Source organism: Serratia sp. CY33525, from assembly GCF_052169115.1.
Lineage (GTDB): Bacteria > Pseudomonadota > Gammaproteobacteria > Enterobacterales > Enterobacteriaceae > Serratia > Serratia sarumanii.
Genome location: NZ_JBJNLK010000004.1, coordinates 410515 through 435624, shown reverse-complemented (window position 1 = coordinate 435624; position 25110 = coordinate 410515). Strand labels below are relative to the sequence as shown.

Below are 25110 nucleotides of genomic sequence, written 5' to 3'. Positions count from 1 at the left end.
GAACATATCTAGGCGGTCGCTCGACCGCCTAAGTTTTTTCTATCCCTAGTGTCATATTTTTCCCTCCCTGGAGGACAAACGTGTCTAAGCGTCGAGTAGTTGTGACCGGACTGGGCATGTTGTCTCCTGTCGGCAATACGGTAGAGTCCACGTGGAACGCTCTTCTTGCCGGTCAGAGTGGCATCAGCCTGATCGACCATTTCGATACCACTGCCTATGCGACCAAGTTTGCTGGCCTGGTAAAGAATTTTAATTCCGAGGATTTCATCTCGCGCAAAGATGCGCGCAAGATGGACGCCTTTATCCAGTACGGTATCGCTGCCGGCATGCAAGCCATGCAGGATGCAGGCCTGGACATCACCGAGGCTAACGCCAGCCGCATTGGAGCCGCGATCGGTTCCGGCATCGGCGGCCTGGGTTTGATCGAAGAAAACCACAGTTCACTGGTTAACGGTGGCCCACGGAAAATCAGTCCGTTCTTCGTGCCATCCACCATCGTGAATATGATTGCCGGTCACCTGACAATCATGTACGGCATGCGTGGCCCAAGTATTTCCATCGCCACCGCCTGTACTTCAGGTGTGCACAACATCGGCCATGCGGCGCGTATCATTGCCTACAATGATGCGGACGTGATGCTGGCCGGTGGGGCAGAGAAAGCCAGCACCCCATTGGGCGTCGGCGGCTTTGGCGCAGCGCGCGCCCTGTCCACCCGTAATGACAACCCGCAGGCGGCGAGCCGTCCGTGGGATAAAGACCGCGACGGCTTTGTGCTGGGCGACGGCGCCGGCATGATGGTGCTGGAAGAGTACGAGCACGCGAAAAAGCGCGGCGCGAAAATCTACGCCGAAGTGGTGGGCTTTGGGATGAGCAGCGATGCTTATCACATGACGTCGCCACCGGAAAACGGCGCAGGCGCTGCGCTGGCGATGGAAAATGCCCTGCTTGACGCTGGTGTGACCCCGTCACAAATCGGCTACATCAACGCGCACGGCACCTCTACGCCGGCGGGCGACCAGGCGGAAGCGCAGGCGGTGAAATCCGTCTTCGGCGCCGATGCAGAGCGCGTGCTGGTGAGCTCGACCAAATCGATGACTGGCCACCTGTTGGGTGCGGCAGGCGCGATCGAGTCTATCTTCACCGTGCTGGCGCTGCGCGATCAGGCGGTACCGCCAACCATCAACCTGGATAACCCGGATGAAGGTTGCGATCTGGACTTCGTGCCTCACGAAGCGCGCCAGGTCAGCGATATGGAGTTCAGCCTGTGTAACTCCTTCGGCTTCGGCGGCACCAACGGCTCGCTGATCTTCCGCCGAGTGTAATTCGCGCTGCGGATAGCTGAGGAAAAGCCCGGTTTTTTAACCGGGCTTTTTTACGCCCGCCGTTTGGCCGCCGGCGGGGCTGCGTATCGTCTCGCCGCCTGCTATCCTGCGAGCGTAATGAAATCACCCGGCAACAGGAGGAAGCATGTACTGGATTAACGGACAACGCCACGATGCGCTGGCGCCGAGCGATCGCGGCCTGCAGTTCGGCGATGGCTGCTTTACTACTGCCCGGGTTATCGATGGTAAAATCGAGCTGCTGCCCTGGCATCTGGAGCGGCTGCAGCAAGCGGCGCAGCGGCTGATGCTGCCCGCCACCGATTGGCTGGCTTTCGAGCGGGAGATGGCGCTGGCGGCCGAATCAATTCCGCTCGGCGTGGTCAAAGCGATACTGACGCGCGGCAGCGGCGGGCGAGGTTACAGCCCGACGGGGTGCGAAAACCCGACGCGCATCGTGGCCCGCAGCAGCTACCCTGCGCACTATCTGCAGTGGCGCGAGCAGGGCATCACGCTTGCGCTCAGCCCGGTGGCGCTGGCGCGCAATCCGTTGCTGGCGGGGTTGAAGCATTTGAACCGCCTGGAGCAGGTGCTGATCCGCGCGCATCTTGACCAGACGGCCGCCGACGAGGCGCTGGTGCTTGACACTGCCGGTATGCTGGTGGAATGCTGTGCGGCTAATTTGTTCTGGCGTAAGGGAAAAGCGGTATTTACCCCGGATCTGAGCCAGGCAGGTGTCGCCGGCCTGATGCGGCGGCGGGTGATCGCGCTGCTGGCAGGCTCGGAATACCGTCTGCACTGCGTCAGTGAACCGCTGGAGACGCTGGCCGATGCCGACGAAGTCCTGGTGAGCAATGCGCTGATGCCGCTGCTGCCGGTAAACGCTGCGCAATCATGGCGCTATGCTTCGCGCCAGCTGTATGATTTTTTGCGTCCACACTGTTAACCATGGCTGATTGATGAAGAAAAGAAAGCTGAAGGTCCTGTCTATTATTGTTGTTCTGGTATTGGCGCTGCTGTTTTGGGGCTACCAGAAGATCGAACGCTTTGCCGATACGCCACTGGCTATCCAACAAGAAACCATCTTCAAACTGCCGGCCGGCACCGGCCGGGTAGCGCTGGAAGGGCTATTGGTGCGCGATAAGCTGGTGCGCAACGGCCGCTGGTTCCAGTGGTTGCTGAAGCTGGAGCCGGAGCTGGCGGAGTTTAAAGCCGGCACCTACCGGTTCACGCCGGGCATGACGGTGCGCCAGATGCTGAAACTGTTGGCCAGCGGCAAAGAGGCGCAGTTCACCGCACGCTTTATCGAAGGCTCACGCCTGCGTGACTGGCAGCAGGTGCTGCAGCAGTCCAAATACCTGAAACACACCCTGGCGGGCAAGAGCGAAGCGGAGATCGCCGCCGCGCTCGGCATTCCTGCGGGAGAAACGCCGGAAGGGCATTTGTACCCGGATACCTATCAGTATACCGCCGGCATGAGCGACATCGCGCTGCTCAAACGCGCACACGTGCGCATGAACAAAGCGCTGCAGGCCGCCTGGGCCGGCCGCGACACCAGCCTGCCGTATAAAACGCCGGAAGAGCTGCTGACCATGGCTTCTATCGTCGAGAAAGAGACCGCGGTGCCGGAAGAGCGCAGCAAGGTGGCGTCGGTGTTCGTCAACCGCTTGCGCATCGGCATGCGCCTGCAGACCGATCCGACGGTGATCTACGGCATGGGCGAAAGCTATAATGGCAACATCACGCGCAAGGATCTGGAGACGCCGACGCCGTACAACACCTATGTGATCGCCGGCCTGCCGCCAACGCCGATCGCCATGCCGGGTGAGGCCTCGCTGCAGGCGGCCGCCAATCCGGCCAAAACGCCTTATCTCTATTTTGTCGCCGACGGCAAGGGTGGGCATACCTTCACCACCAATCTGGCGAGCCATAACCAGGCGGTGCGCGTGTACCGTCAGGCGTTAAAGGAAAAGAATGAAAAGTAAATTCGTTGTTATCGAAGGGCTGGAAGGCGCGGGTAAAACCACCGCGCGCGATACGGTGGTCAATGTGCTGCGCGAACACGGCGTCAGCGACATCGTCTTCACCCGCGAGCCGGGCGGCACGCCGCTGGCGGAGAAGCTGCGCGATCTGTTCAAGCGCGGCATCGACGGCGAATTGCCGACCATCAAGGCCGAAGTATTGATGCTGTACGCCGCGCGCGTGCAGCTGGTGGAAACCGTGATCAAACCGGCCCTGGCGCGCGGCGCCTGGGTGGTGGGCGATCGCCACGATCTCTCTTCACAGGCTTACCAGGGCGGCGGCCGCGGCGTGGATCCGCAGCTGATGAGCTCGCTGCGCGACACCGTGCTGGGGGATTTTCGCCCGGACTTGACGGTGTATCTCGATCTGCCGCCGCTGGTCGGCCTGCAACGCGCACAGGCGCGCGGTCAGTTGGATCGCATCGAACAGGAGGCGCTGCCGTTCTTCGAACGCACCCGCGCTCGCTATCTCGAGCTGGCGGCGCAGGATAAAACCATCGTCACCGTCGACGCCGCCCAGCCGCTGGAGCAGGTGACCGCGGCGATCCGCGACTGCGTCGGCCACTGGCTGCGGCAGCAGGAAGGCGCATAATGAACTGGTACCCGTGGCTGAACGGCCCTTATCGCCAGCTGATTGGGCAGTACGCCGACGGCCGCGGCCATCATGCGCTGCTGCTGCACGCGGCGGCGGGCAACGGTGACGATGCGCTGGCCTACGGCCTGAGCCGCTGGTTGATCTGCCAGCAGCGCAACGGTGAAAAAAGCTGCGGCGAGTGCCACAGCTGCCGGCTGATGCTGGCGGGAAACCACCCGGATTATCACGTGCTGGCGCCGGAAAAGGGTAAGAGCAGCCTGGGCATCGAGCCGATCCGCCAGGTGATTGAAACGCTGTACGCCCACGCGCAGCAGGGCGGCGCTAAAGTGATTTGGCTGCCGCAGGCGGAACAGCTGACCGAAGCGGCGGCCAACGCGCTGCTTAAAACGCTGGAAGAGCCACCGGAGAAAACTTATTTTCTGCTGGGTTGCCGTGAGCCGTCGCGGCTGATGGCGACGCTGCGCAGCCGTTGCCTGTATTGGCATTTGGCCAGCCCGGATGAGCAGCTCAGCCTGCAGTGGCTGGGCCGGCAGGCGGCCGGCTCTCAGACGGACCGCCTCACGGCGCTGCGCCTGCACGACGGCGCGCCGCTGGCCGCCGAACAGCTGTTGCAGCCGCAGCAGTGGCAACAGCGCAGCGCCCTGTGCGCCGCGTTGAGCGCCGCGTTGCCGCAGCGCGATATGCTGTCGCTGCTGCCGGTGTTGAACCATGAAGACGTCGCCGAGCGCCTGCACTGGCTGTGCGCGTTGCTGGTGGACGCGATGAAGTGGCAGCAGGGCGCGCATCACTATGTATTGAATCAGGATCAGCAGCCGCTGGTGCATCAACTGGCCAGCCTGCTGAGCAGCGCCTCGCTGCAGCAGATCGTGCAGCAGTGGCTGAACTGCCGCCATCAGCTGCTCAGCGTGGTGGGCGTCAACCGCGAGCTGCTGCTGACCGAACAGTTACTTCGCTGGGAACAGATGCTTGGCGCCGCCGGCTATTCCCAACCTCATTCGCTGTAAAGTAAAAGAGTTAAAAATTATGTTGTTAGTCGATTCTCATTGCCACCTTGACAGTCTGGATTATCAAACGCTGCACCAGAATGTGGACGATGCGCTGGCCAAAGCCAAGGCGCGCGACGTCGGCTATGTGCTGGCGGTTGCCACCACGCTGCCGGGTTACCGTTCCATGACCGAGCTGATCGGCGAGCGCAACGACGTGGCCTTCTCCTGCGGGGTGCATCCGCTCAATCTGGAAGAGGGGTATGATTACGCCGAACTGCGTCGCCTGGCGGCGGCGGAGCAGGTGGTGGCGCTGGGGGAGACCGGGCTCGATTACTTCTACCAGAAAGACAACCTTGAGCTGCAGCAGGACTCTTTCCGCGAACATATCCGCATCGGCCGGGATCTGAACAAGCCGGTGATCGTCCACACTCGCGATGCGCGCGCGGACACGCTGGCGATCCTGCGTGAAGAGAACGCACAGGACTGCGGCGGCGTACTCCACTGCTTCACTGAAGATCTGGCCACGGCCGAAGCTCTGCTGGATCTGGGCTTCTACATCTCCTTCTCGGGCATCGTCACCTTCCGCAACGCCGAACAGCTGCGCGAGGTGGCGCGCTATGTGCCGCTGGATCGCATTCTGGTGGAAACCGACTCGCCTTATCTGGCGCCGGTGCCGCATCGCGGCAAAGAAAACCAACCCGCCTATGTGCGCGATGTGGCTGAATACATGGCGGTATTGAAGGGCGTCAGCTTGGAACAACTGGCCGAAGCCACCACCGCCAACTTTTCACGTTTATTTCACCTCGAACTGTGATCTTTGACCTAGGCTATAGCTGTAGGTCATTGTCTGCGTAATTTTTTTTAAGCTCGTAATTAATCACTGAAACGGGTAAGGTTCCCTCCCGTTTCAAGGTGATTGATGCGTGTTTTTTGGTCTGTTTTGCCAAAAAACAGCCGGTTTATACAAAGTTACCGCGGCTCGATCATCGAAACGTGATTGTCATCAAACATTGCGCAGGCTATTTATTTTACTCTGCGTAATAAATTCAAGGGGTGCTCAGACACCCTGAATTGCAGGGGTTTTTCTCCCCCCCTTGCAGCGCGAATCATCGCGACAAGAAGTAGCAAAGCATTATTACTCAGGAGCACACTCAACTATGTTCAAGAACGCATTTGCAAACCTGCAAAAAGTAGGTAAATCGCTCATGCTGCCGGTGTCCGTGTTGCCTATCGCAGGTATCCTGCTGGGCGTCGGCTCCGCCAACTTTAGCTGGCTACCTGCGGTAGTCTCCCACGTGATGGCGGAAGCGGGCGGTTCGGTCTTCGCCAACATGCCGCTGATTTTCGCCATCGGCGTCGCTTTGGGCTTCACCAACAACGACGGCGTTTCCGCGCTGGCGGCGGTGGTGGCCTACGGCATCATGGTGAAAACCATGGCGGTGGTTGCGCCGCTGGTGCTGCACCTGCCGGCTGAAGAGATTGCGGCCAAACACCTGGCGGATACCGGTGTGCTCGGGGGGATTATCTCCGGCGCCATCGCGGCCTATATGTTCAACCGCTTCTTCCGCATTCAACTGCCGGAATACCTGGGCTTCTTTGCCGGTAAGCGTTTCGTGCCGATCATTTCCGGTCTGGCGGCGATCGTTCTGGGCGTAGTGCTGTCCTTCATCTGGCCGCCGATCGGTACGGCTATCCAGACCTTCTCGCAGTGGGCGGCTTATCAGAACCCGGTCGTGGCCTTCGGCATTTACGGCGTGGTTGAGCGTGCTCTGGTGCCATTCGGTCTGCACCACATCTGGAACGTACCGTTCCAAATGCAAATCGGTGAATTCACCAACGCGGCGGGCCAGGTATTCCACGGTGATATCCCTCGCTACATGGCGGGCGACCCTACCGCGGGCAAACTGTCCGGCGGCTTCCTGTTCAAAATGTACGGTCTGCCTGCTGCGGCCATCGCCATCTGGCACTCGGCCAAGCCGGAAAACCGCGCGAAAGTCGGCGGCATCATGATCTCCGCCGCGCTGACCTCGTTCCTGACCGGTATCACCGAGCCGATCGAGTTCTCCTTCATGTTCGTCGCGCCGATCCTGTACGTGATCCACGCTATCCTGGCTGGCCTGGCGTTCCCAATCTGCATCCTGTTGGGCATGCGTGACGGCACCAGCTTCTCGCACGGCCTGATCGACTTTATCGTACTGAGCGGCAACAGCAGCAAAATCTGGCTGTTCCCAATCGTCGGCATCGTCTACGGTCTGGTGTACTACACCATCTTCCGCGTGCTGATCGCCAAGCTGGATCTGAAAACTCCGGGCCGTGAAGACACCGCTGCCGAGCAGACTGCGCAGGGCGGTTCCGAAATGTCAGCGGCGCTGGTTCAGGCCTTCGGCGGTAAAGAAAATATCACTAACCTGGATGCTTGTATCACCCGTCTGCGCGTCAGCGTGGCCGACGTGTCCAAAGTTGACCAGGCGGGCCTGAAGAAACTGGGCGCAGCCGGCGTAGTCGTCGCTGGCTCCGGAGTGCAGGCCATCTTCGGCACCAAGTCCGACAACCTGAAAACCGATATGGACGAATACATCCGTAATCACTGATTCAGGCAGGGGAGTTACCAAGGGAGGCGAAAGCCTCCCTTTTTTATTGCCTGCCGTCAGGCGCCAAGGCGCTGTTCGAGTTCGGCGAGAGAAGGGAGGAACCAGACCTGTTCGCCGCGGTTGGCTTCACGCACGAAATCTTGCAGCGCATTGCTTTGCGCCAGCCAGGGGGAGATATCGCCCAGCAGCGCAACGCGCAGGCGGTAGTTGATAAATTTCTGCAATACGGCGCCGGCAATGCCGCTTCTGAGCTGGAAAAAGGCGGCGTCGAGGCGGTTGACGGGGAGGGCAATCATCCCGGCATCGTGTTCAAAGGCGGGCGCGATAAACAGGCTGACGTCATTTTCGTCTTTCAATGGTGGCCCGGCTTCGGCGAACACCACCAGGCGCAGATCGTGGATTTGCTGCACGGCGTAGCTCATCGGCGCTCCGGGAGTCAGGGCTTGGCGTGCTTTTGCAGGTAATGCTCGAACACCGCCAGCGTTTCGTCCGAGATATGGTGCTCAATCCCTTCGCTGTCCAGCTCGGCGGTTTCGCTCGGCACCCCGACGCACATCAGCAGATCGACCACGATGCGGTGACGGCGGCGCACCTTCTGCGCCAGCAGCTCGCCTTCCTCGGTTAAAAACACCCCGCGATAAGGGCGCGATTCCACCAGCCCGGCGCTTTTCAGCCGCGCGATATTTTTGATCGCCGTCGGGTGAGACACGCCGAAGCGGCGCGCGATGTCGGTGGTTCTGGCTTCGCGGGTGCTTTGCAGCAAATCGGCGATCAGCTCAACGTAATCTTCGATCAGCGCATTGGACTGCGCTTCGCGGGCGCGGCTAAAACGCAGGGCGTGCTCGGCCTCGTCCGGCATGTCGGTCTGGGCGTGGCGGTCGGCGTTATCTGGCGCGCGGGTAACCATAGCGTGGGGCGTCCTGTAAGCATAAAAATGGCGTCTCCCGGCAATGCGGGGAGGGTTGCCCTAAGTTAGTCCAAATAGCACACATTATCAATTCGATGCCACGCATTGTGGTAGTTAGAAATATCTCTACACAAAGCCAATGAATTTCGCCTGTTGCATAAAGTGTAGCCGATGCTACATTGTCAGCATGATAGGTGGAAAAATAACCAGTGAAAGATTGAGGGTAATTCATGCGTGACGCGGCAACCACTCCATCGTTAACCGAACGGACCAACATCGCGATTGGCGCCGCCCTTGCCGGACGCAAGCGCGGCGCCTTTACGCCGTTGCTGTTCGCCGGCCCGGCGGTGATTGCCTCTATTGCCTATATGGATCCCGGCAACTTCGCCACCAATATTCAGGCCGGGGCGAAATACGGCTACAGCCTGCTGTGGGTGGTGGTGATGGCCAACCTGATCGCCATGCTGTTCCAGGCGCTGTCGGCCAAGCTCGGCATCGTCACCAACCGCAATCTGGCGGAGATGTGCCGCGACCAGTTTTCACGGCCGGTAGTGATCGGCATGTGGCTGCTCAGCGAAGTGGCGGCGATGGCCACCGATCTGGCGGAGTTTCTCGGCGGGGCGATCGCGCTGGCGCTGCTGTTCCATATGCCGCTGCTGGCGGGGATGGGGGTGACGGCGGTGATCACCTATGCGCTGTTGATGGTGGAAAAGAAAGGTTTCCGCCCGGTCGAGCTGATGATCGGCGGCCTGGTGGGCATCATCGCGCTGTGCTATCTGGTGGAGATGTTCATCGTACCGGTGGACTGGCAAGCGGCCGGCCTCGGCATGGTGACGCCGCAGTTGCCGGACGCGCAAGCGCTGACCATCGCCGTCGGCATTATCGGCGCCACCGTGATGCCGCACGCCATTTTCCTGCACTCGGGGCTGACCCAGCACCGCAGCCCGGCCAGCGACAACGGCGAGCGGCGCAAGCTGCTGCGTTTTTCCAATATTGAAGTGGTGATCGCGCTGGCGCTCGCCGGGCTGGTGAATATTGCGATGGTGATCATGGCCTCGAGCGCCTTCCACGCCGGTAATAGCGACGTGGCCGAAATTGGCACCGCCTACCATACGTTGACGCCGCTGTTCGGCGCGGCGGCCGCCGGCATCTTCCTCGCTTCGTTGATCGCCTCCGGCATTTCCAGCTCGGTGGTGGGCACCATGGCCGGGCAAATGATCATGCAGGGCTTCGTTGGCTTCCGCATCCCGGTGTGGGTGCGCCGCCTGGTCACCATGGTGCCGGCGTTTATCGTGGTGGCGATGGGCGTCAACGCCACCGACGCGCTGGTCTATAGCCAGGTGGTACTAAGCCTGGCGCTGCCGGCGCCGATGATTGCGCTGGTGATGTTCACCCGCCGCCGCGACATCATGGGCGAGTTCGCCAACGGCCGCTGGACCAGCCTGGCGGCGGTGGTCGGCACGGTGGTGATCGTGCTGCTCAACGTGGTGCTGTTGTTGCAGACCTTCGGCGTCGATATTCCCGGTTTGGGGTGATCTTGCGGGCCGCGCGGGGCGCGGCCGCGTCGCTAAATTATAAATTTCCCACACCACCGTCCATCTGCAGCTCGGCGCCGACCATAAAGGCCGACTCGTCCGCCGCCAGAAACACCGCCGCTTTGGCCAGCTCCAGCGCGCTGCCCATGCGGCCGATCGGTACCAGCGCGCGGATATCGTCGCGTAATGCCTGTTCATCCGCTTCCGCCAACCCCAGCTTACCCAACGCCGGGGTTTCGGTCGGGCCGGGGCTGAGGCCGTTAAGGCGAATGCCGCGCGCGTGCAGCTCGCCGGACAGCGTTCTGGCCAGCGACAGCAAGCCGGCTTTGCTGGCGGCGTAGGCGCTGCTCTGCGGCAGGCCGATATGGGCGCTGACCGAACCGCACAGGATCACCGAAGAAGGGTTGGCCAGCAGCGGCAGCAGCGCCTGGATCAGAAAAAACGGCCCCTTCAGATTGATGTCCATCAGCCGCTGATAGCTCTGCTCATCCCACTCCTGCAGCGGGCGATGCGTAACGTCGCCGGCGTTGATGTACAGCACGTCCAGCCGCGGCCACCGTTGCCCCAGCCGCTGCGCCAGTTCGCGCTGCTGCGGAATATCGCCGGCGTCGCTCAGCAGCAACAGCGCCTTGCCACCCAATGCCTGGCCCGCCGCGTCCAGGGCGCTTTGGCTGCGCCCGGTGATCGCCACCGTTGCGCCCTCGGCGATGAACTGGCGGGCGGTTTCCAACCCGATGCCGCTGGTGCCGCCGGTAATCAATGCGTATTTGCCTTGCAGTCGTGCCATAACCGATTCCTCTTTAGCGTCAGTTGCGGCATTATTTGCGCTATAGTTCCTTTTGCATAGTAGGCACCTTTTGGATACTAAAGGACGAGGTGGGATGAAATGACGGCGCAAGCGCCATTCGCGGCGGAAAATAATTTGGCGGCGTTGCCGCCGGCGGGCGAACCCTGCCCGATGGTGGACTTCGTCAATCTGGTGTCGGGCAAGTGGGCGATACCCATCCTGTACCGACTGATAATGATCGACGGCCCGGTGCGATTCAGCGAGCTGCAGCGGGCGGTGGCGCCCATTGCGCAAAAAGAGCTGACGCGTCAGCTGCGGCTGTTCGAGCAGCGTGGCCTGGTGACGCGGCAGGTGTTTCCCGAAGTGCCGCCGCGGGTGGAGTATCAGGTCACCGCGCTCGGTAAATCGCTGCGGCCGACGCTGGATTCGCTGGCCGAGTGGATGCGCCGACACGCGCCGCAGCTGATCGGCGGCTAGTCGCCGATGCCCGGCGGGTTGATGGCGGAGCGCTCGACCTTTTCATCGCCTTCGCCCCAGCGCTCCAGCACCTGCGCGTATTCGCCGCTGACGATGACGCCGTTGATGGCGGCGTTGATGGCGTTCACCAACCCGTTGCCTTTTTTGGTGGTGACCGCGACGTAGGCCACGTTGGGGCCGATGCCGACCATTTTGGTCTTGCCGGTCAGCGCCGCCTTGTAGGCGCCGGTGGAGTGGGGGCCGAAGAACGCATCGGCGCGCCCGGACTGAATGCTCAGGTTGGTGGCGGCGTCGTCGGTGACGTAGATCGGCTGCACCGGCGGCAACCCGGCGGCGCGGTTTTGCTTATCCCATCCCAACAGTATGTTTTCCTGATTGGTGCCGGATCCGACGATGACCCGCAGCCCGGCGACGTCCTGCGGCCGGTTGATCGAGGTGATGTGGCTGGTGGATTTGACGTAAAAGCCCAGCGTGTCCACCCGATAAGTGGCGAAGTCGAATTTGGTCTTGCGCAGTTTGGTGACGGCGATGTTGAAGATCGCCGCGTCGTATTTGCCGGTGCTGATGCCCAGCGGCCAATCTTCCCACGAGGTAGGCACCAGATTCAGCTCCAGCCCAAGGCTGTCGGCCACCAGGCGGGCGATGTCCGGATCGCTGCCGATCAGCGTTTTATTGTCCTCGGCGAACAGCGCCAGCGGCGGAGAGTTCTCGAACGCCACCGCCACCGTCAGCTTGCCGGGCACCGCGAAGTGAAAGTTTGCCGGAATCAGTGCGATAGCGGCCGGGTTTTTCTCCGCGCGTATCGGCTCTCGGTTAGCCTGCAGATCGATACCGCCCGCCGTAGCCGCCTGCACGGCGGCGCTCAGCAACAGCGCGCACAGCGCCGAAATCCTCAGTGGCATAGCACCCTCTATCCTTTGTTAATCATGGGGTTACTATTGGCGGCGGCGCGGGGCAAGTAAAGCAACAATAGTGAATAATCAAAGTGAAAAGATGCACAAGCGCGGCGCCGGGCTGCGCGAATCTGCAGCACTCGACGTGGAAAGTGCGCAATCAGGTTGAAAGCAGTAGAATTTGTCACTCATACTGCGTACAGCTAATTGTGTAAAACAAGGAACGCCAGATGGCCGAAGAAACGATTTTCAGTAAAATTATCCGCCGCGAAATCCCTGCTGATGTGGTTTATCAGGACGACCTGGTCACCGCTTTCCGTGACATCTCTCCCCAGGCACCCACCCATGTGCTGATCGTTCCCAACGTGCTGATCCCAACCATCAACGACGTGACCGTGGAGCATGAAGCCGCGTTGGGCCGCATGATCACCGCCGCGGCGAAGATCGCCGAACAGGAAGGCATCGCCGAGGACGGCTACCGCCTGATCGTCAACTGCAACCGCCACGCCGGTCAGGAGGTCTATCATATTCACATGCACCTGGTCGGTGGCCGCTCGCTGGGGCCGCTGCTGTCACGTTAAGCGAGGAAATCATGCGCGGTAAAAAAACTCTCCGTGGTCTGATGGCGTTGGCGCTGCCCGCCGCGTTGCTGATGGGATGCAGTTCACCGCCCGGCATCGCGGTCAACCAAGGGCAGACGGTGGTGATGGATCCTTCGGTGCTGACCGCCGGCATTTTGGCCGATACGCCCTCGATTTCGAATGCCTCCGGGCGGGTGATGGCGACCTCGGTGCTCAACAACAGCCAAATGACGCCGGTCACCGTACATTACCGCTTCTATTGGTACGACGCGCAGGGGCTGGATATTCGCCCCTTCGAGAAACCGCGCGAGATCGTGGTGGCGCCCGACTCGGACGCCAAAATTTACTCGATTAACGGCAATCTGGACGCTAAAAGCGCGCGTCTGTATCTGTACCTGTAAGCGCTTGCCAGGTTTGGAGAAAAAGCATGAAAAAGTACGTCTTAGTGGCGCTGGCCGCATTAACCCTCAGCGGCTGTCTGTCGCGCCCGCCTGAGCCGGAACAACCGTTGCCGCCGGTCACCGTCGAACCGGAACAGCCGACGCCGCCGGTCGAGCAGCCGCAGCCGCCAACCACCGAGCCGGTGCCGCAGCCGCCGAAAATCCAGCAGCTTGACTGGCTGGGCAGCGTTCAGCCGCTGGTGGGGCAGATGCTGAAGGCCGATGGCGTCACGGCCGGCAGCGTGCTGCTGCTGGACAGCGTCAAGAACAACACCAACGGTTCGCTGCAGATGGGCAAAGCTACCGCGGCGCTGTACAAGGCGCTGGCGTCGAATTCCACCTTCAGCGTGGTGCCGGAAGCGAAGCTGACCAGCGCCAGACAAACGCTGGGCCTGTCGGCGGATGACAGCTTCGGTTCGCGCAGCAAGGCGATTGGCCTGGCGCGCATCGTCGGCGCGCAGTACGTGCTGTACAGCGACGTCAGCGGCGACGTGAAGTCGCCGGCGTTGGATATGCAGCTGATGCTGGTGCAAACCGGCGAGATCGTCTGGTCGGGCAATGGCGCCGTTAAACGCTGAGGCCGCGCTGCGACGATTGATGGAAACCAGACTGCCGGCGGTGAATACCGCCGGTTGTCATTTCAGCCCGGTGCAGGGGCTGACCGGCGAGAGCTGGCGCATCGACGGCGCGGGCATCACGCTGTTGGCGCGCCAGCACAGTGCGGAAAAACGCGCGCTGGGCGTGAGCCGACGGCGGGAAGCGCGGGTCTTGCGCCGCTGCGCGCCGGGGCTGGGGCCGCGGGTTTTCGCACAGAATAATCAGTGGCTTATCCTCGAATGGCTCGAAGGTGACGTCGTCACAGATGCCGAGTTTGCGGCGCTGAATGAGCGCGGCGAGCTGGCGGCGATGGCGGCGGAACTGCATCGGCGGCCGCTCAGCGGTTACCGGCTGGATCTGCGGCGGCAGTTCCTCCGCTACTGGCCGCAGCTGGATACGCGGCGTGTAACCCCCGCCTGGCTGCGCCTGCAGCGCCATTTTTTGCTAAGTGTGCCGCCACGGCCGCTGCGCCTGGCGCCGCTGCACATGGACATCCACCCGGGCAATTTGCTCGCCACCGGCGAGGGGCTGCGATTGATCGACTGGGAGTATGCCGCCGACGGCGACGTGGCGCTGGATATCGCCGCGCTGTTTCGCGGCAATGGTTGGTCGGCCGGGCAGCAGCAGCGCTTTTTGCAGCACTACGCGCGCCAGGGCTATCACGACGCCGCCCGGCTGCAGGCCCAGGTGCGGGGCTGGCTGCCGTGGGTGGATTATCTGATGCTGCTGTGGTTTGAAGTGCGCTGGCAACAGAGCGGCGACGCCGAATTTTTACGCTGGGGCGCTGCAGTGCGCCGGCGATTCTGTTTATCATCATCCGAATTCTGAACGAACAATAATGAAGTGAGGTGCCCGTGGGCCCAGTAATGCTAGATGTCGCCGGCTACGAGCTGGATGCAGAAGAACGCGAGATTCTGAAACACCCGCTGGTTGGCGGATTGATCCTGTTTACCCGCAACTTCCACGATGCGGAGCAGCTGCGTGAGCTGGTGCGCCAGATCCGCGCCGCCTCGCACGATCGGCTGGTGGTGGCGGTAGACCAGGAGGGCGGGCGCGTGCAGCGCTTCCGCGAGGGCTTCACCCGCCTGCCGGCGGCGCAGTCGTTCGCCGCGTTGCACGATGCGCAGGAAGGCGGCCGGCTGGCGCAGGAGGCCGGCTGGCTGATGGCGGCGGAAATGATCGCGCAGGATATCGACATCAGCTTCGCGCCGGTGCTGGACATCGGCCACGGCAGCGCGGCGATCGGCGAGCGTTCGTTCCACAGCGATCCGCAGCAGGCGCTGGCGATGGCCGAACGCTTTATCCTCGGCATGCACAGCGCCGGCATGAAAACCACCGGCAAACACTTCCCTGGGCACGGCGCCGTCAGCGCCGATTCGCACAAGGAAACCCCGCGCGATCCGCGGCCGCTGGCGCAGATCCGCGAGCATGACATGGCGATCTTCCGCGAGCTGATCAACCGCCAACTGTTGGACGCCGTCATGCCGGCCCACGTCATCTATACTGAAGCGGACCCGCGCCCGGCCAGCGGCTCGCCTTACTGGCTGCAGCAGATCCTGCGTCAGGAGCTGGGCTTCGACGGCGTGATTTTCTCCGACGATCTGTCGATGGAAGGCGCCGCCATCATGGGCAGCTACGCCGAGCGCGGCCAGGCGGCGCTGGATGCCGGGTGCGACATGATCCTGGTGTGCAACCACCGCGAAGGCGCGGTCAGCGTGTTGGATAACCTGTCCCCGGTCAAAGCAGAGAAGGTGAAGCGGTTATATCATCGCGGTCAGTTCACCCGTCAGGAACTGCGCGACTCCGAGCGCTGGCAGCAGGCGCACAAGGCGCTCAGCGCGCTGAGCGAACGCTGGGAGGAGCACAAGCAGCGTTCGCAGGGGTGAATCCAGGCGCCGCATCGCGGCGCAGAGCGGAAATGATGAGGGCCGCGCCCGCGGCCCTTGGCTTGTTGCGAGGATCCACATGATTATCTATTTGCACGGCTTCGATTCCACCAGTCCCGGCAATCATGAAAAGGTGTTACAGCTGCAGTTTATCGATCCGGACGTGCGCTTCATCAGCTACAGCACGCTGCATCCGCGTCACGACATGCAGCATCTGTTGAAAGAGGTGGACAAGGCGGTGCAGCAGGGCGGCGACGCGCACCCGTTGATCTGCGGGGTCGGCCTCGGCGGCTTCTGGGCGGAGTGCATCGGCTTCCTGTGCGGCATTCGCCAGGCGATGTTCAACCCGAACCTGTATCCGGAAGAGCACATGCATGGCAAGATAGACCGGCCGGAAGAGTATCGCGATATCGCCACCAAGTGCGTGGAGGATTTCCGCGAGAAGAACCGCGATCGCTGTCTGGTGGTGCTGTCGCGGCACGACGAGGTGCTGGATAACCGGCGCAGCGCCGAATTGCTGCATCACTACTACGAGATCGTGTGGGATGAACAGCAGACGCACAAGTTCAAAAATATCTCCCCCCATCTGCAGCGGCTCAAGGCGTTCAAGGCGCTGGGTTAACAGTTTCATAACGCCGCCGCGAGCCGCGCTTCCCGTTTTTCACCGGCGGAAAGTGCGGCTTTTTTGTGCGCCCAGGCAAGATCTTGCGTGGCAATCGGCAAAATTTAAAACTGTGACTCAGCGCTAACTATTTGAATCACAATCGCCAAAAAATCCTCGCGTCCAGCCTTTAACCAAAAAAATTTGATGTACATCAATTTTGGTATGACCAAATAACCTCACATGTTATTCTGGCCTCAGAGAGCCGATTTATTTTAAGCGAACCCTATGTATTCTAAGGATATTATTTATTTACCCTGGAATAACAAATGGTTCACATTTAGGGGGTATTTTGACAACGCCAAAGAAGAAAATCGTTATTGTTGGCGGCGGCGCCGGTGGCTTGGAGCTGGCGACCAGCCTGGGCCATAAACTTGGCCGCAAGAACAAAGCGGAGATCACGCTGGTGGATCGCAACCACAGCCATTTGTGGAAACCGCTGTTGCACGAAGTGGCGACCGGTTCCCTCGATGACGGCGTGGATGCGCTCAGCTACCTGGCGCACGCGCGCAACCACCATTTCAGCTTCCAACTGGGGTCGTTGACCAACATCAACCGCGAGACGCAAACGCTGCAGCTGGCGCAGATCTGCGACGAGCAGGGCGGTGAGCTGGTGCCGGCGCGCGAATTGCCGTACGACATTCTGGTGATGGCGCTGGGCAGCACCTCGAACGATTTCGGTACGCCGGGCGTGAAAGAGCACTGCATCTTCCTGGATAACCCGCATCAGGCGCGCCGCTTCCACAACGAAATGCTCAACCTGTTCCTGAAGTTCTCGGCGCAGCCGGGGCAAAAAGAGCGGGTCAACATCGCCATCGTCGGCGGCGGCGCCACCGGCGTCGAGCTGTCCGCCGAACTGCACAACGCGGTGAAGCAGCTGCACAGCTACGGTTTCGAAGGCCTGGACAACAGCGCGCTCAACGTGACGCTGGTAGAAGCCGGCGAGCGCATTCTGCCGGCGCTGCCGCCGCGCATTTCTGCTGCGGCGCACCAGGAGCTGATCAAACTGGGCGTGCGCGTGCTGACCAACACCATGGTGACCAGCGCCGATGCCAAAGGCCTGAACACCAAGGGCGGCGAGTTCATCGACGCCGATCTGATGGTGTGGGCAGCCGGCATCAAGGCGCCGGACTTCATGAAGGATATCGGTGGCCTGGAAACCAACCGCATCAACCAGCTGGTGGTGGAGCCAACGCTGCAGACCACGCGCGATCCGAACATCTTCGCCATCGGCGACTGCGCCTCCTGCCCGAAAGAGGGCGGCGGTTTCGTGCCGCCGCGCGCCCAGTCGGCGCATCAGATGGCCTCGCGCTGCGCCACCAATATCTTGGCGCTGATGAACGGCCAGACGCTGAAGCCATACGTGTATAAAGACCACGGCTCGCTGGTGTCGCTGTCGCGCTTCAGCACCGTCGGCAGCCTGATGGGCAACCTGATGCGCGGCTCGATGATGGTGGAAGGGCGCATCGCGCGCTTCGTCTACATCTCGCTGTACCGCATGCACCAGGTGGCGTTGCACGGTTACATCAAAACCGGCCTGATGATGCTGGTGGGCGGCATCAACCGGGTGATCCGCCCACGTCTGAAAATGCACTGATCCCGCCTTTGTCGACCAACCCGCGCCGGTTCGCCCGCGCGGGTTTTTTTATGGCGGCGCGAGGCGATCGGCGGCGGTTGCTTGATTCTTCAGCATAAGCTGTCGTCGGTATGGGTAAAATTCTTAAGATTCCTCCTAAACAGCGGAAAAACGGCCGTTTTCCCGCATTTTTGGTCCCCTTGTCTTATTGCGGGGCTTCAGATCATTGTGCAGACTTTACCTCGTTTACAGACGGCGCGTCGCGCACGCCGTAAACCGGGATACCGCAAGCCGCCCATGCGCAAAATAATAAGCGCGGTGCAGCCGGTCACAGACCCCGGAAAAAATGCGTGGTAACACTTTCAGGAGGTTTCCTGTGAACAAGTCAATGTTAGCCGGTGTTGGAATTGGTATCGCTGCCGCTCTGGGGATTGCCGCGGTAGCCAGCCTGGACGTCTTTTCTGCCGGTCCGCAATATGCGCAGGTGCTCGCCGCAACGCCGATTAAAGAAACCATCAAAACGCCGCGTCAGGAATGCCGCAACGTCACCGTTACGCACCGTGCGCCGGTGCAGGATGAAAACCGCATCGCCGGTTCTGTGCTGGGCGCAGTGGCGGGCGGCGTGATCGGCCACCAGTTCGGCGGCGGTCGCGGGCGCGACGTGGCGACCGTGGTCGGCGCGCTGGGCGGCGGCTATGCCGGTAACCAGGTGCAAGGGGCGATGCAGAATAACGACGTCACCACCAGCGTGCAGCAGCGTTGCAAAACGGTCTATGACAAGTCTCAGAAAATGCTGGGCTATGACGTGACCTACAAGATCGGCAATCAGCAGGGCAAGATCCGCATGGATCACGATCCGGGCACGCAAATCCCGTTGGATAAAAACGGCCAGCTGGTGCTGAACAGAGCCTGATCGCCACATTCGAATTAAGCCCGCGGGCAGTGTTAGTTCTGATCGTTTAACCCGGTTAAGCGAGCGGCGTTAACATTGACGCGGGTTTCTGTTTTCTGCCCGCTCAACAATTTGCGATCGTTCTAATGTCTGCGTGCGATATCACTGGGCAAAACTTCAAAAAAGCCCCCGCGTTTGTTATATTATTGTGCAATTAAGCGGTGTTATCGGCGCCAATCGCCACACCGGCCAAACCTGAGTATTTCGTCTCGCAGAGATAACGACATGTTAGATTTTCGCTTTCCGACAGCGTTGCAAATGGTCCTTAGCGTCGCCGTAGCTGAGAAGCAGGGCATGCGTTCGACGAGCGCCACCCTTGCCGCCGCTCTGGAAGCCAACCCCAGCTTTATCCGCAAACTGATGGTGCCGCTGACCAAAGACGGCATCATCGTTTCCACCCTGGGCCGCAACGGCTCTATCCACCTTGGCCGCCCGGCGGAAGAGATCACCCTGCGGGACATCTATCTGGCGGTGATCGACGACAAGCGCATCTGGGCTTCCCGTCCTGAAGTGCCGGCCCGTTGCCTGGTGAGCGCCAACGCCTGCTGGTATTTCAAATCGGTGGTGAACGAAGCCGAACAGGCTTCGCTTGCGGTGCTGGCGCGCCATACCGTGGCCGATTCGCTGGCCGAACTGGAGCGGGGCGACAAGCGCGCCTGCGCGGAGTACGCCGCCGCGCAAGAGGCTGAAACCGCAGACAAATAATCGCGGTTCGCATGCATAAAAAAAGGTCGGGCAATGCCCGACCTTTTTACATTTTAACGCCGCGTTCAGACGGTCTGCGGCTGCGTTTTGCGCGCCACCAGGCGCCGCAGCGTGACGTAGAACACCGGCGTCAGGAACAGCCCGAACAGGGTGACTCCCAACATGCCGGAGAACACCGTGATGCCGGTGACGCCGCGCACCTCGGCGCCGGCGCCGTGGCCGAGGATCAGCGGGATGGTGCCGGCGATGAAGGCGATGGAGGTCATCACGATCGGCCGCAACCGCAGGCGACAGGCCTCCAGCGCCGCCTCGACGATGCCTTTGCCCTGCATTTCCAGCTCGCGGGCGAACTCGACGATCAGAATGGCGTTCTTGCAGGCCAGCCCCATCAGAACGACCAGCCCGACCTGCACGAACACGTTGTTGTCGCCGCCGGTCAGCCACACGCCGAACAGCGCTGACAGCATGGTCATCGGCACGATCAAGATCACCGCCAGCGGCAGCGTCCAGCTTTCGTACAGCGCCGCCAGCGCGAGGAACGCCAGCAGCACCGCCACCGGGAACACCACCAGCGCGGCGTTGCCCTGGGTCGATTGCTGATAGCTCAGATCGGTCCACTGGATGTTCATGCCGTTCGGCAGCAGCTTGCCGGCCATCTGCGTCAGCGCGCCCATCGCCTGGGTAGAAGAGAGCACGCGCGGATCGGCGTCGCCGATCAGATCCGCCGCCGGGAAGCCGTTATAGCGGATCACCGGATCCGGGCCGTAGGTGGTGCCGATGTTGACCATGCTGCCGATCGGCACCATTTCACCCTTGTCGTTGCGGGTGCGCAGGTTGGCGATGTCCTCCACGCTGTCGCGGAACTGGCCGTCGGCCTGCGCCATCACCTTCCAGGTGCGGCCATAGCGGTTGAAGTCGTTGATGTAAGACGAACCGAGGTAGGTCTGCAGCGTGCTGAACAGCGCATTGAGCGGAACCCCCTGCGCCTTGGCCTTGTCGCGATCGATTTTGGCGTCCAGCTGCGGCACGTTGGCCTGATATGAGGAGATCGGGAACCCCATCCCCGGCGTTTGCATAATGGCACCGGACATGGTGTTGATCGCCGTTTGCAACGCGCCGTAGCCCAGCCCGGCACGATCCTGCACGTACAGTGAATAGCCGGAGCCCTGGCCGATGCCGAGGATCGGCGGCGGCATGATTGAGAAGGCGAAGCCTTCCTGGATCTGTGAAATGCGCGCGTTGATCTCGGCGTTGATCTGCGCCGCGGTGCGGGTACGGGTGCTCAACGACTCCAGCGCGAAGAACACCGTGCCGGTATTCGGCGTATTGGTGAACTGCAGCGCGTTCAGGCCGGGGAAAGCCACCGCATCGGTGACGCCGTCCACGCTCAGGCCGATGGTGCTCATCTTGCGGATCACCGCATCGGTGCGTTCCAGCGAGGCGCCTTCCGGCATTTTCACGCCGCCGATCAGGTACAGCTTGTCCTGCGTCGGGATAAAGCCGCCAGGCACGGTCTTGAACATCACCCCGGCGGCGGCCAGCAGCAGCAGGTAGACGACAAACACCGCGCCGCGCCGGCCCAGCACGCGGGAGACGCCGCGCTGGTAGCGTTGCGAACTGCTGGCGAAGAAGCGGTTGAACGGCCGGAACAGCCAGCCGAACAGCCGGTCGATCAGGCGCGACGGCAGGTCTTTCGGCGCGCCGTGCGGTTTGAGCAAGCGTGCCGCCAGCGCCGGCGACAGGGTCAGCGAGTTGATGGCGGAGATCACCGTCGAGATGGCGATGGTGACGGCGAACTGCTTGTAGAACTGCCCGGTAACGCCGGAGAGGAACGCCATCGGTACGAACACCGCACACAGCACCACGGCGATGGCGATGATCGGGCCGGAGACCTCGCGCATCGCCTGGTGCGCCGCCGCCAGCGGCGACAGCCCCTCTTCGATATTACGCTCGACGTTTTCCACCACCACGATGGCGTCATCCACCACGATGCCGATTGCCAGCACCAGCCCGAACAGGCTGAGGGTATTGAGCGAGAAGCCCAGCAGATACAGCGCGGCGAAGGTGCCGACCACGGAGATCGGGACCGCCAACAGCGGAATGATCGAGGCGCGCCAGGTCTGCAGGAACAGTATGACCACCAGCACCACCAGGATCACCGCTTCCAGCAGGGTATCCACCACCGCGCGGATCGAATCGCGCACGAACACCGTCGGATCGTAAGGCGATTTCCAGCTCATGCCGTCCGGGAAGCGGGTCGCCAGCTCGGCCATCTTGCCGCGCACCGCGTCCGACAGCTCGATGGCGTTGGCGCCCGGCGACTGGAAGATACCGATACCGACCGCATCCTTGTTATTGAGCTGGGCGCGCAGCGCGTAGCTGCCGGAGCCCATTTCGATGCGCGCCACGTCGCGCAGCCGCACGATCTCGCCGTTGTCGCCGCTCTTGAGGATGATGTTGCCGAACTCTTCTTCGGTTTGCAGGCGACCCTGGGCATTGATCGACAGCAGATAGTCGCTGCGCGTCGGCATCGGCTCCGCGCCGAGCTGGCCGGCGGAGACCTGCACGTTTTGCTCCTGCATGGCGCTCACCACGTCGGAGGCGGTCAGCCCACGCGCGGCGACCTTGTTCGGATCGAGCCAGATGCGCATCGCATACTCACCGGCGCCGAAGATCTGCACCTGGCCGACGCCCGGCAGGCGGGCCAGCTCATCCTTGACCTTCAGGGTGGCGTAGTTGCGCAGGTACAGCGAATCGTACTTGCCGGAAGGCGAGACCAGATGCACCACCAGCGTCAGCGCCGGGGACTGTTTCTGGGTGGTGATGCCCTGGCGGCGCACGTCTTCCGGCAGGCGCGCTTCGGCCTGCGCCACGCGGTTTTGCACCTGCACCTGGGCCTGATCGGGATCGGTGCCGGGGCGGAAGGTGACGGTGGTCACCAGCACGCCGTCGGAACCGGCGACCGATTTCATGTACATCATGTTTTCGACGCCGTTGATCGCTTCTTCCAGCGGCGTGGCCACCGTTTCAGCGATCTCTTTCGGGTTGGCGCCCGGGTATTCTGCGCGCACCTGCACGCTGGGCGGCACCACGTCCGGGTACTCGCTGATCGGCAGCAGCGGGATGGCTATCACCCCGGCGACAAAAATCAGTATCGACAGCACCGCGGCAAAGATCGGTCGGTCGATGAAAAAGCGGGAAAAGTCCATGGGTCAGAAGTCTCTGCTGGGAGCTTAGTTAAGTGCGGAGGCGATAGGGTTCATGGCGACGGTTTTCGCGTCGACCGGCATGCCCGGCATAAACACTTTCTGCATGCCGTCGACGATCACCCGATCGCCGTTTGCCAACCCTTTCTGCACGATGCGCAATCCTTCGGCCATGCGGCCCACGTCGATGTCGCGGCGCTGCGCTTTGCCGTCTTTATCGACGATGTAAACGAACTTGCGGTTCTGGTCGGTCATCACCGCTTTATCGTCGATCAGCATGGCGTTGAACTCGGCGCTGCCGGGCATCTGTACCCGGGCGAACAGCCCCGGCGTGAAGCGGCGATCGCGGTTGTCGAGCAGGGCGCGCATGCGGATGGTGCCGGTTCCGGCGTTCAGCTGGTTATCGGTAAAATCCACCAGCCCCTGATGCGGGGTGCCGTCTTCGCCTACCAGGCCGACCTTAACCGGCAGGCGCGCGTCGTGCCGGCCCTGCTGCTGATAGCGCAGGAAGGTGGCTTCATCCACATCGAAATAGACGTAGACCTTGTCGAGCGACACCAGCGTCGTCAGCACGCTGGCGCTGTCGCCGGCGGTGACCAGGTTGCCGGCGGTGATCATTGCGCGGCTGGCGCGCCCGTCAATCGGCGCGGTAACGCGGGTAAAGTCGAGATTCAGCTGCGCCATGTCGAGCTGGGCCTGCGCTGCCAGCACGTTGCTTTGCGCCTGCGCGGCGGACGACCGGCGCTGTTCCCAGACTTCCTGAGAGATGGCCTGAGTGCCGATCAGTTTCTCGGTGCGCGAGGATTCGCTGCGCGCCAGGGCGGCCTGGTTGCGAGCCCGCACCAGCTCGGCCTGCGCCTGTTCGCGTGCGGCGCGGTAGGTGCGATCGTCGATGGTGAACAGCACCTGGCCTTTTTTCACCTCGTCGCCTTCGGTGTAGTTGACCCGTTCGATGTAGCCGGAGACCCGGGGGCGCAGCTGCACGCTCTGCACCGCTTCGACCCGGCCGTTGAAGGCATCCCACTGGCTGATCGGTTTGACCACCACGCTGGCGGCGCTGACCACCGGCGGCGGTGGCGGGGCGTTGTGCGCGACGCTGTTGTCGCACCCGGCGAGCAGGGCGGCCAGCAGCGCCACCCCGGAGAGCCGCTGGCCCAGAGCGACGGCGCGCGTGCGGCCGCCGGCGTTGAACGATGAGTTTGGTTGATTTGCCATTATTTTTATTCCGATGAGTAAGTGCGGTCAGGCCCCATACCCGGCCCTGTTCTCCGGGATTCGTCCCGCGCCGGCGTGCGGTGAGGGGGCGGCTGCGCCATGCAGCGGCGCAACGTTAGGTTTTGAAACACATTGGTGTCACATTAATGTATCAATATCGGTTACATTAATTGGGTGGAGTATAGTGGCGGCTTTCCGGTAAATGCAATAATAAAAATTGCATTTAAAGCGAAACTGTTGCAACGTATGTGCATCGGGCAGAGGGGAACCCTGCCAAATGATGGGAGCATCAGCATGAACACTACGGGCTTTATTACCGATTTGAAGGCGTGGATCGACAACAATCTGGAAGAGAAACTGGATATCAACACCGTGGCGGATCGCGCGGGCTATTCCAAATGGCACCTGCAGCGCATGTTCAAACGCCAGACCGGCTACGCGCTGGGGGAGTATATCCGCATGCAAAAACTGAAAGTCTCGGCGGAGCGCCTGGCCAACAGCGGCGAGCCTATCGTCAGCGTGGCGATTTCGCTCGGCTTCGACTCACAGCAGTCGTTCAACCGCAGCTTCAAGCGCCAGTTTGGCCAAACGCCGGGCGACTGGCGCCGCGCGTTGGCGCAGCCGGCGTCTATGGGGCGCACGCATCACTGAGCGGTTGGCGAGTGGGGATAAAAAAGCCTGAATTTGCGTTCGGGCTTTTTTGTCTATGTGGAAGGAGGGATAGATTCGCTGCGCTCACCCTGCGGTCCGCCGTTGGCGGTCCAAAACGCGGGCGTTTTGTCGAACCCTGTCGAGGGTTCTCACCCTCCCGGTCGGTGCGCTATGCATACAAAAAAGCCCGAACGCAAGTTCAGGCTTCTTCGTAGAATATGGCGGTGAGGGAGGGATAGATTCGCTGCGCTCACCCTGCGGGCCGCCGTTGGCGGTCCAAAACGCAAGCGTTCTGTCGAACCCTGTCGAGGGCTCTCACCCTCCCGGTCAGTGCGCTATGCAAACAAAAAAGCCCGAACGCGAGTTCAGGCTTCTTCGTAGAATATGGCGGTGAGGGAGGGATTCGAACCCTCGATACACTTTCGCGTATACACACTTTCCAGGCGTGCTCCTTCAGCCACTCGGACACCTCACCATATTTTTTTGTTGCGAAATCATCGCTGCAACGGGGCGCTACTATAGGGAGTGG

25 protein-coding genes, 1 tRNA gene and 1 other RNA gene are annotated in these 25110 nt (G+C 61.5%); 19 read left to right on the top strand and 8 right to left on the bottom strand.

The genetic code is table 11. The annotated features are described in order from the left end of the window. Positions 1 to 80: 80 nt before the first annotated feature. The 7 genes from fabF (at position 81) to ptsG (ending at position 7512) form a co-directional block, all read left to right on the top strand. Positions 81 to 1322, top strand: a complete 1242-nt coding sequence (gene fabF, locus ACJ8IM_RS13495) for a beta-ketoacyl-ACP synthase II (protein ID WP_033638042.1) — start codon at positions 81 to 83, stop codon at positions 1320 to 1322. Positions 1323 to 1467: 145 nt separating this feature from the next. Next, a complete protein-coding gene (pabC, locus tag ACJ8IM_RS13490) occupies positions 1468 to 2265 on the top strand; it encodes an aminodeoxychorismate lyase (RefSeq protein ID WP_015377453.1) in 798 nt (265 codons plus the stop codon). 13 nt (positions 2266 to 2278) lie between these two features. Beyond that, entirely contained in the window at positions 2279 to 3304 is a 1026-nt protein-coding gene (gene mltG / locus ACJ8IM_RS13485; RefSeq protein WP_033646443.1) for an endolytic transglycosylase MltG, read from the top strand. Beyond that, positions 3294 to 3932 (top strand): dTMP kinase, encoded by a 639-nt coding sequence (tmk, locus tag ACJ8IM_RS13480; RefSeq protein ID WP_033646442.1) that lies wholly within the window; start codon positions 3294 to 3296, stop codon positions 3930 to 3932. The genes mltG and tmk overlap by 11 nt, the downstream gene beginning before the upstream one ends. Beyond that, positions 3932 to 4939 (top strand): DNA polymerase III subunit delta', encoded by a 1008-nt coding sequence (gene holB, locus ACJ8IM_RS13475; protein ID WP_033638046.1) that lies wholly within the window; start codon positions 3932 to 3934, stop codon positions 4937 to 4939. Before tmk ends, holB begins: the two co-directional genes overlap by 1 nt. 19 nt (positions 4940 to 4958) lie before the next feature. Further along, positions 4959 to 5735 (top strand): metal-dependent hydrolase, encoded by a 777-nt coding sequence (locus ACJ8IM_RS13470; RefSeq protein WP_016928186.1) that lies wholly within the window; start codon positions 4959 to 4961, stop codon positions 5733 to 5735. Positions 5736 to 6078: 343 nt separating this feature from the next. Continuing rightward, positions 6079 to 7512, top strand: a complete 1434-nt coding sequence (gene ptsG / locus ACJ8IM_RS13465) for a PTS glucose transporter subunit IIBC (RefSeq protein WP_016928184.1) — start codon at positions 6079 to 6081, stop codon at positions 7510 to 7512. 56 nt (positions 7513 to 7568) lie between these two features. On the opposite strand, the gene ACJ8IM_RS13460 is transcribed toward ptsG, so the two are convergent. Beyond that, positions 7569 to 7934 (bottom strand): DUF4180 domain-containing protein, encoded by a 366-nt coding sequence (locus ACJ8IM_RS13460; protein ID WP_033655058.1) that lies wholly within the window; start codon positions 7932 to 7934, stop codon positions 7569 to 7571. Between the two features lie 14 nt (positions 7935 to 7948). Then, on the bottom strand, positions 7949 to 8419 hold the full coding sequence (gene mntR, locus ACJ8IM_RS13455; protein ID WP_033638048.1) for a manganese-binding transcriptional regulator MntR: 471 nt from the start codon (positions 8417 to 8419) through the stop codon (positions 7949 to 7951). A gap of 230 nt (positions 8420 to 8649) precedes the next feature. Here mntR and ACJ8IM_RS13450 point away from each other — a divergent pair, with 230 nt between their 5' ends. Further along, entirely contained in the window at positions 8650 to 9954 is a 1305-nt protein-coding gene (locus ACJ8IM_RS13450; protein WP_004928764.1) for an Nramp family divalent metal transporter, read from the top strand. Between the two features lie 37 nt (positions 9955 to 9991). Here the strand turns inward: ACJ8IM_RS13450 and ACJ8IM_RS13445 are convergent, their stop codons facing one another. Then, entirely contained in the window at positions 9992 to 10741 is a 750-nt protein-coding gene (locus ACJ8IM_RS13445; protein WP_033655057.1) for an SDR family oxidoreductase, read from the bottom strand. 99 nt (positions 10742 to 10840) lie between these two features. On the opposite strand from ACJ8IM_RS13445, the gene ACJ8IM_RS13440 reads away from it, so the two are divergent. Continuing rightward, positions 10841 to 11218 carry a winged helix-turn-helix transcriptional regulator gene (locus ACJ8IM_RS13440; RefSeq protein ID WP_072265263.1) on the top strand — a complete coding sequence of 126 codons (378 nt, stop codon included), beginning with the start codon at positions 10841 to 10843 and terminating at the stop codon, positions 11216 to 11218. Here ACJ8IM_RS13440 and ACJ8IM_RS13435 read toward each other — a convergent pair. Next, positions 11215 to 12120: a transporter substrate-binding domain-containing protein gene (locus tag ACJ8IM_RS13435; RefSeq protein WP_033655056.1), complete on the bottom strand. Its 906-nt coding sequence runs from the start codon at positions 12118 to 12120 to the stop codon at positions 11215 to 11217. The genes ACJ8IM_RS13440 and ACJ8IM_RS13435 overlap by 4 nt on opposite strands. Before the next feature lie 221 nt (positions 12121 to 12341). On the opposite strand from ACJ8IM_RS13435, the gene hinT reads away from it, so the two are divergent. From hinT to ACJ8IM_RS13390, 9 genes are all read left to right on the top strand, one after another. Further along, entirely contained in the window at positions 12342 to 12692 is a 351-nt protein-coding gene (gene hinT / locus ACJ8IM_RS13430; protein WP_033655055.1) for a purine nucleoside phosphoramidase, read from the top strand. An 11-nt stretch (positions 12693 to 12703) separates the two neighbouring features. After that, a complete protein-coding gene (locus tag ACJ8IM_RS13425; RefSeq protein ID WP_033638052.1) occupies positions 12704 to 13093 on the top strand; it encodes a YcfL family protein in 390 nt (129 codons plus the stop codon). A gap of 26 nt (positions 13094 to 13119) precedes the next feature. Further along, positions 13120 to 13710, top strand: a complete 591-nt coding sequence (gene lpoB / locus ACJ8IM_RS13420; protein WP_033646436.1) for a penicillin-binding protein activator LpoB — start codon at positions 13120 to 13122, stop codon at positions 13708 to 13710. Then, complete coding sequence (gene thiK / locus ACJ8IM_RS13415; RefSeq protein ID WP_033655054.1) at positions 13691 to 14557, top strand: thiamine kinase; 867 nt, start codon at positions 13691 to 13693, stop codon at positions 14555 to 14557. Before lpoB ends, thiK begins: the two co-directional genes overlap by 20 nt. Positions 14558 to 14595: 38 nt before the next feature. Next, positions 14596 to 15615, top strand: a complete 1020-nt coding sequence (gene nagZ / locus ACJ8IM_RS13410) for a beta-N-acetylhexosaminidase (protein ID WP_033646434.1) — start codon at positions 14596 to 14598, stop codon at positions 15613 to 15615. 79 nt (positions 15616 to 15694) lie between these two features. Continuing rightward, positions 15695 to 16237 carry an alpha/beta hydrolase YcfP gene (gene ycfP / locus ACJ8IM_RS13405; RefSeq protein WP_033655053.1) on the top strand — a complete coding sequence of 181 codons (543 nt, stop codon included), beginning with the start codon at positions 15695 to 15697 and terminating at the stop codon, positions 16235 to 16237. A 331-nt stretch (positions 16238 to 16568) separates the two neighbouring features. Beyond that, complete coding sequence (locus ACJ8IM_RS13400) at positions 16569 to 17873, top strand: NAD(P)/FAD-dependent oxidoreductase (protein ID WP_004928794.1); 1305 nt, start codon at positions 16569 to 16571, stop codon at positions 17871 to 17873. Positions 17874 to 18228: 355 nt separating this feature from the next. Continuing rightward, positions 18229 to 18765 (top strand): glycine zipper 2TM domain-containing protein, encoded by a 537-nt coding sequence (locus ACJ8IM_RS13395; RefSeq protein WP_004928798.1) that lies wholly within the window; start codon positions 18229 to 18231, stop codon positions 18763 to 18765. A gap of 264 nt (positions 18766 to 19029) precedes the next feature. Continuing rightward, a complete protein-coding gene (locus tag ACJ8IM_RS13390; RefSeq protein ID WP_025302433.1) occupies positions 19030 to 19509 on the top strand; it encodes an RrF2 family transcriptional regulator in 480 nt (159 codons plus the stop codon). Between the two features lie 65 nt (positions 19510 to 19574). Here the strand turns inward: ACJ8IM_RS13390 and sdeB are convergent, their stop codons facing one another. Further along, the gene (gene sdeB, locus ACJ8IM_RS13385) at positions 19575 to 22718 is read right to left on the bottom strand and encodes a multidrug efflux RND transporter permease subunit SdeB (RefSeq protein ID WP_033655052.1); all 3144 of its coding nucleotides are present in this window, start codon (positions 22716 to 22718) and stop codon (positions 19575 to 19577) included. Positions 22719 to 22742: 24 nt separating this feature from the next. Further along, positions 22743 to 23930 carry a multidrug efflux RND transporter periplasmic adaptor subunit SdeA gene (gene sdeA, locus ACJ8IM_RS13380; RefSeq protein ID WP_033655051.1) on the bottom strand — a complete coding sequence of 396 codons (1188 nt, stop codon included), beginning with the start codon at positions 23928 to 23930 and terminating at the stop codon, positions 22743 to 22745. Positions 23931 to 24224: 294 nt separating this feature from the next. Here sdeA and ACJ8IM_RS13375 point away from each other — a divergent pair, with 294 nt between their 5' ends. Then, a complete protein-coding gene (locus ACJ8IM_RS13375) occupies positions 24225 to 24581 on the top strand; it encodes a helix-turn-helix domain-containing protein (protein ID WP_004928813.1) in 357 nt (118 codons plus the stop codon). A 219-nt stretch (positions 24582 to 24800) separates the two neighbouring features. Here ACJ8IM_RS13375 and ACJ8IM_RS13370 read toward each other — a convergent pair. Together ACJ8IM_RS13370 and ACJ8IM_RS13365 are read right to left on the bottom strand one after the other, a co-directional pair. After that, positions 24801 to 24920, bottom strand: a non-coding RNA gene (locus ACJ8IM_RS13370) — RtT sRNA. 46 nt (positions 24921 to 24966) lie between these two features. Then, positions 24967 to 25056: transfer RNA gene (locus ACJ8IM_RS13365), tRNA-Ser, on the bottom strand. Positions 25057 to 25110: the final 54 nt, after the last annotated feature.

Coding starts and splice junctions, on each gene's coding strand:
- ACJ8IM_RS13425 (WP_033638052.1), top strand. CDS start 12,704: ATGCGCGGTAAAAAAACTCTCCGTGGTCTGATGGCGTTGGCGCTGCCC.
- thiK (WP_033655054.1), top strand. CDS start 13,691: ATGGCGCCGTTAAACGCTGAGGCCGCGCTGCGACGATTGATGGAAACC.
- lpoB (WP_033646436.1), top strand. CDS start 13,120: ATGAAAAAGTACGTCTTAGTGGCGCTGGCCGCATTAACCCTCAGCGGC.
- ACJ8IM_RS13450 (WP_004928764.1), top strand. CDS start 8,650: ATGCGTGACGCGGCAACCACTCCATCGTTAACCGAACGGACCAACATC.
- ACJ8IM_RS13440 (WP_072265263.1), top strand. CDS start 10,841: ATGACGGCGCAAGCGCCATTCGCGGCGGAAAATAATTTGGCGGCGTTG.
- ptsG (WP_016928184.1), top strand. CDS start 6,079: ATGTTCAAGAACGCATTTGCAAACCTGCAAAAAGTAGGTAAATCGCTC.
- ACJ8IM_RS13445 (WP_033655057.1), bottom strand. CDS start 10,741: ATGGCACGACTGCAAGGCAAATACGCATTGATTACCGGCGGCACCAGC.
- mntR (WP_033638048.1), bottom strand. CDS start 8,419: ATGGTTACCCGCGCGCCAGATAACGCCGACCGCCACGCCCAGACCGAC.
- ACJ8IM_RS13435 (WP_033655056.1), bottom strand. CDS start 12,120: ATGCCACTGAGGATTTCGGCGCTGTGCGCGCTGTTGCTGAGCGCCGCC.
- ACJ8IM_RS13460 (WP_033655058.1), bottom strand. CDS start 7,934: ATGAGCTACGCCGTGCAGCAAATCCACGATCTGCGCCTGGTGGTGTTC.
- sdeA (WP_033655051.1), bottom strand. CDS start 23,930: ATGGCAAATCAACCAAACTCATCGTTCAACGCCGGCGGCCGCACGCGC.
- ycfP (WP_033655053.1), top strand. CDS start 15,695: ATGATTATCTATTTGCACGGCTTCGATTCCACCAGTCCCGGCAATCAT.
- ACJ8IM_RS13470 (WP_016928186.1), top strand. CDS start 4,959: ATGTTGTTAGTCGATTCTCATTGCCACCTTGACAGTCTGGATTATCAA.
- pabC (WP_015377453.1), top strand. CDS start 1,468: ATGTACTGGATTAACGGACAACGCCACGATGCGCTGGCGCCGAGCGAT.
- ACJ8IM_RS13375 (WP_004928813.1), top strand. CDS start 24,225: ATGAACACTACGGGCTTTATTACCGATTTGAAGGCGTGGATCGACAAC.
- mltG (WP_033646443.1), top strand. CDS start 2,279: ATGAAGAAAAGAAAGCTGAAGGTCCTGTCTATTATTGTTGTTCTGGTA.
- holB (WP_033638046.1), top strand. CDS start 3,932: ATGAACTGGTACCCGTGGCTGAACGGCCCTTATCGCCAGCTGATTGGG.
- ACJ8IM_RS13390 (WP_025302433.1), top strand. CDS start 19,030: ATGTTAGATTTTCGCTTTCCGACAGCGTTGCAAATGGTCCTTAGCGTC.
- nagZ (WP_033646434.1), top strand. CDS start 14,596: ATGCTAGATGTCGCCGGCTACGAGCTGGATGCAGAAGAACGCGAGATT.
- tmk (WP_033646442.1), top strand. CDS start 3,294: ATGAAAAGTAAATTCGTTGTTATCGAAGGGCTGGAAGGCGCGGGTAAA.
- sdeB (WP_033655052.1), bottom strand. CDS start 22,718: ATGGACTTTTCCCGCTTTTTCATCGACCGACCGATCTTTGCCGCGGTG.
- hinT (WP_033655055.1), top strand. CDS start 12,342: ATGGCCGAAGAAACGATTTTCAGTAAAATTATCCGCCGCGAAATCCCT.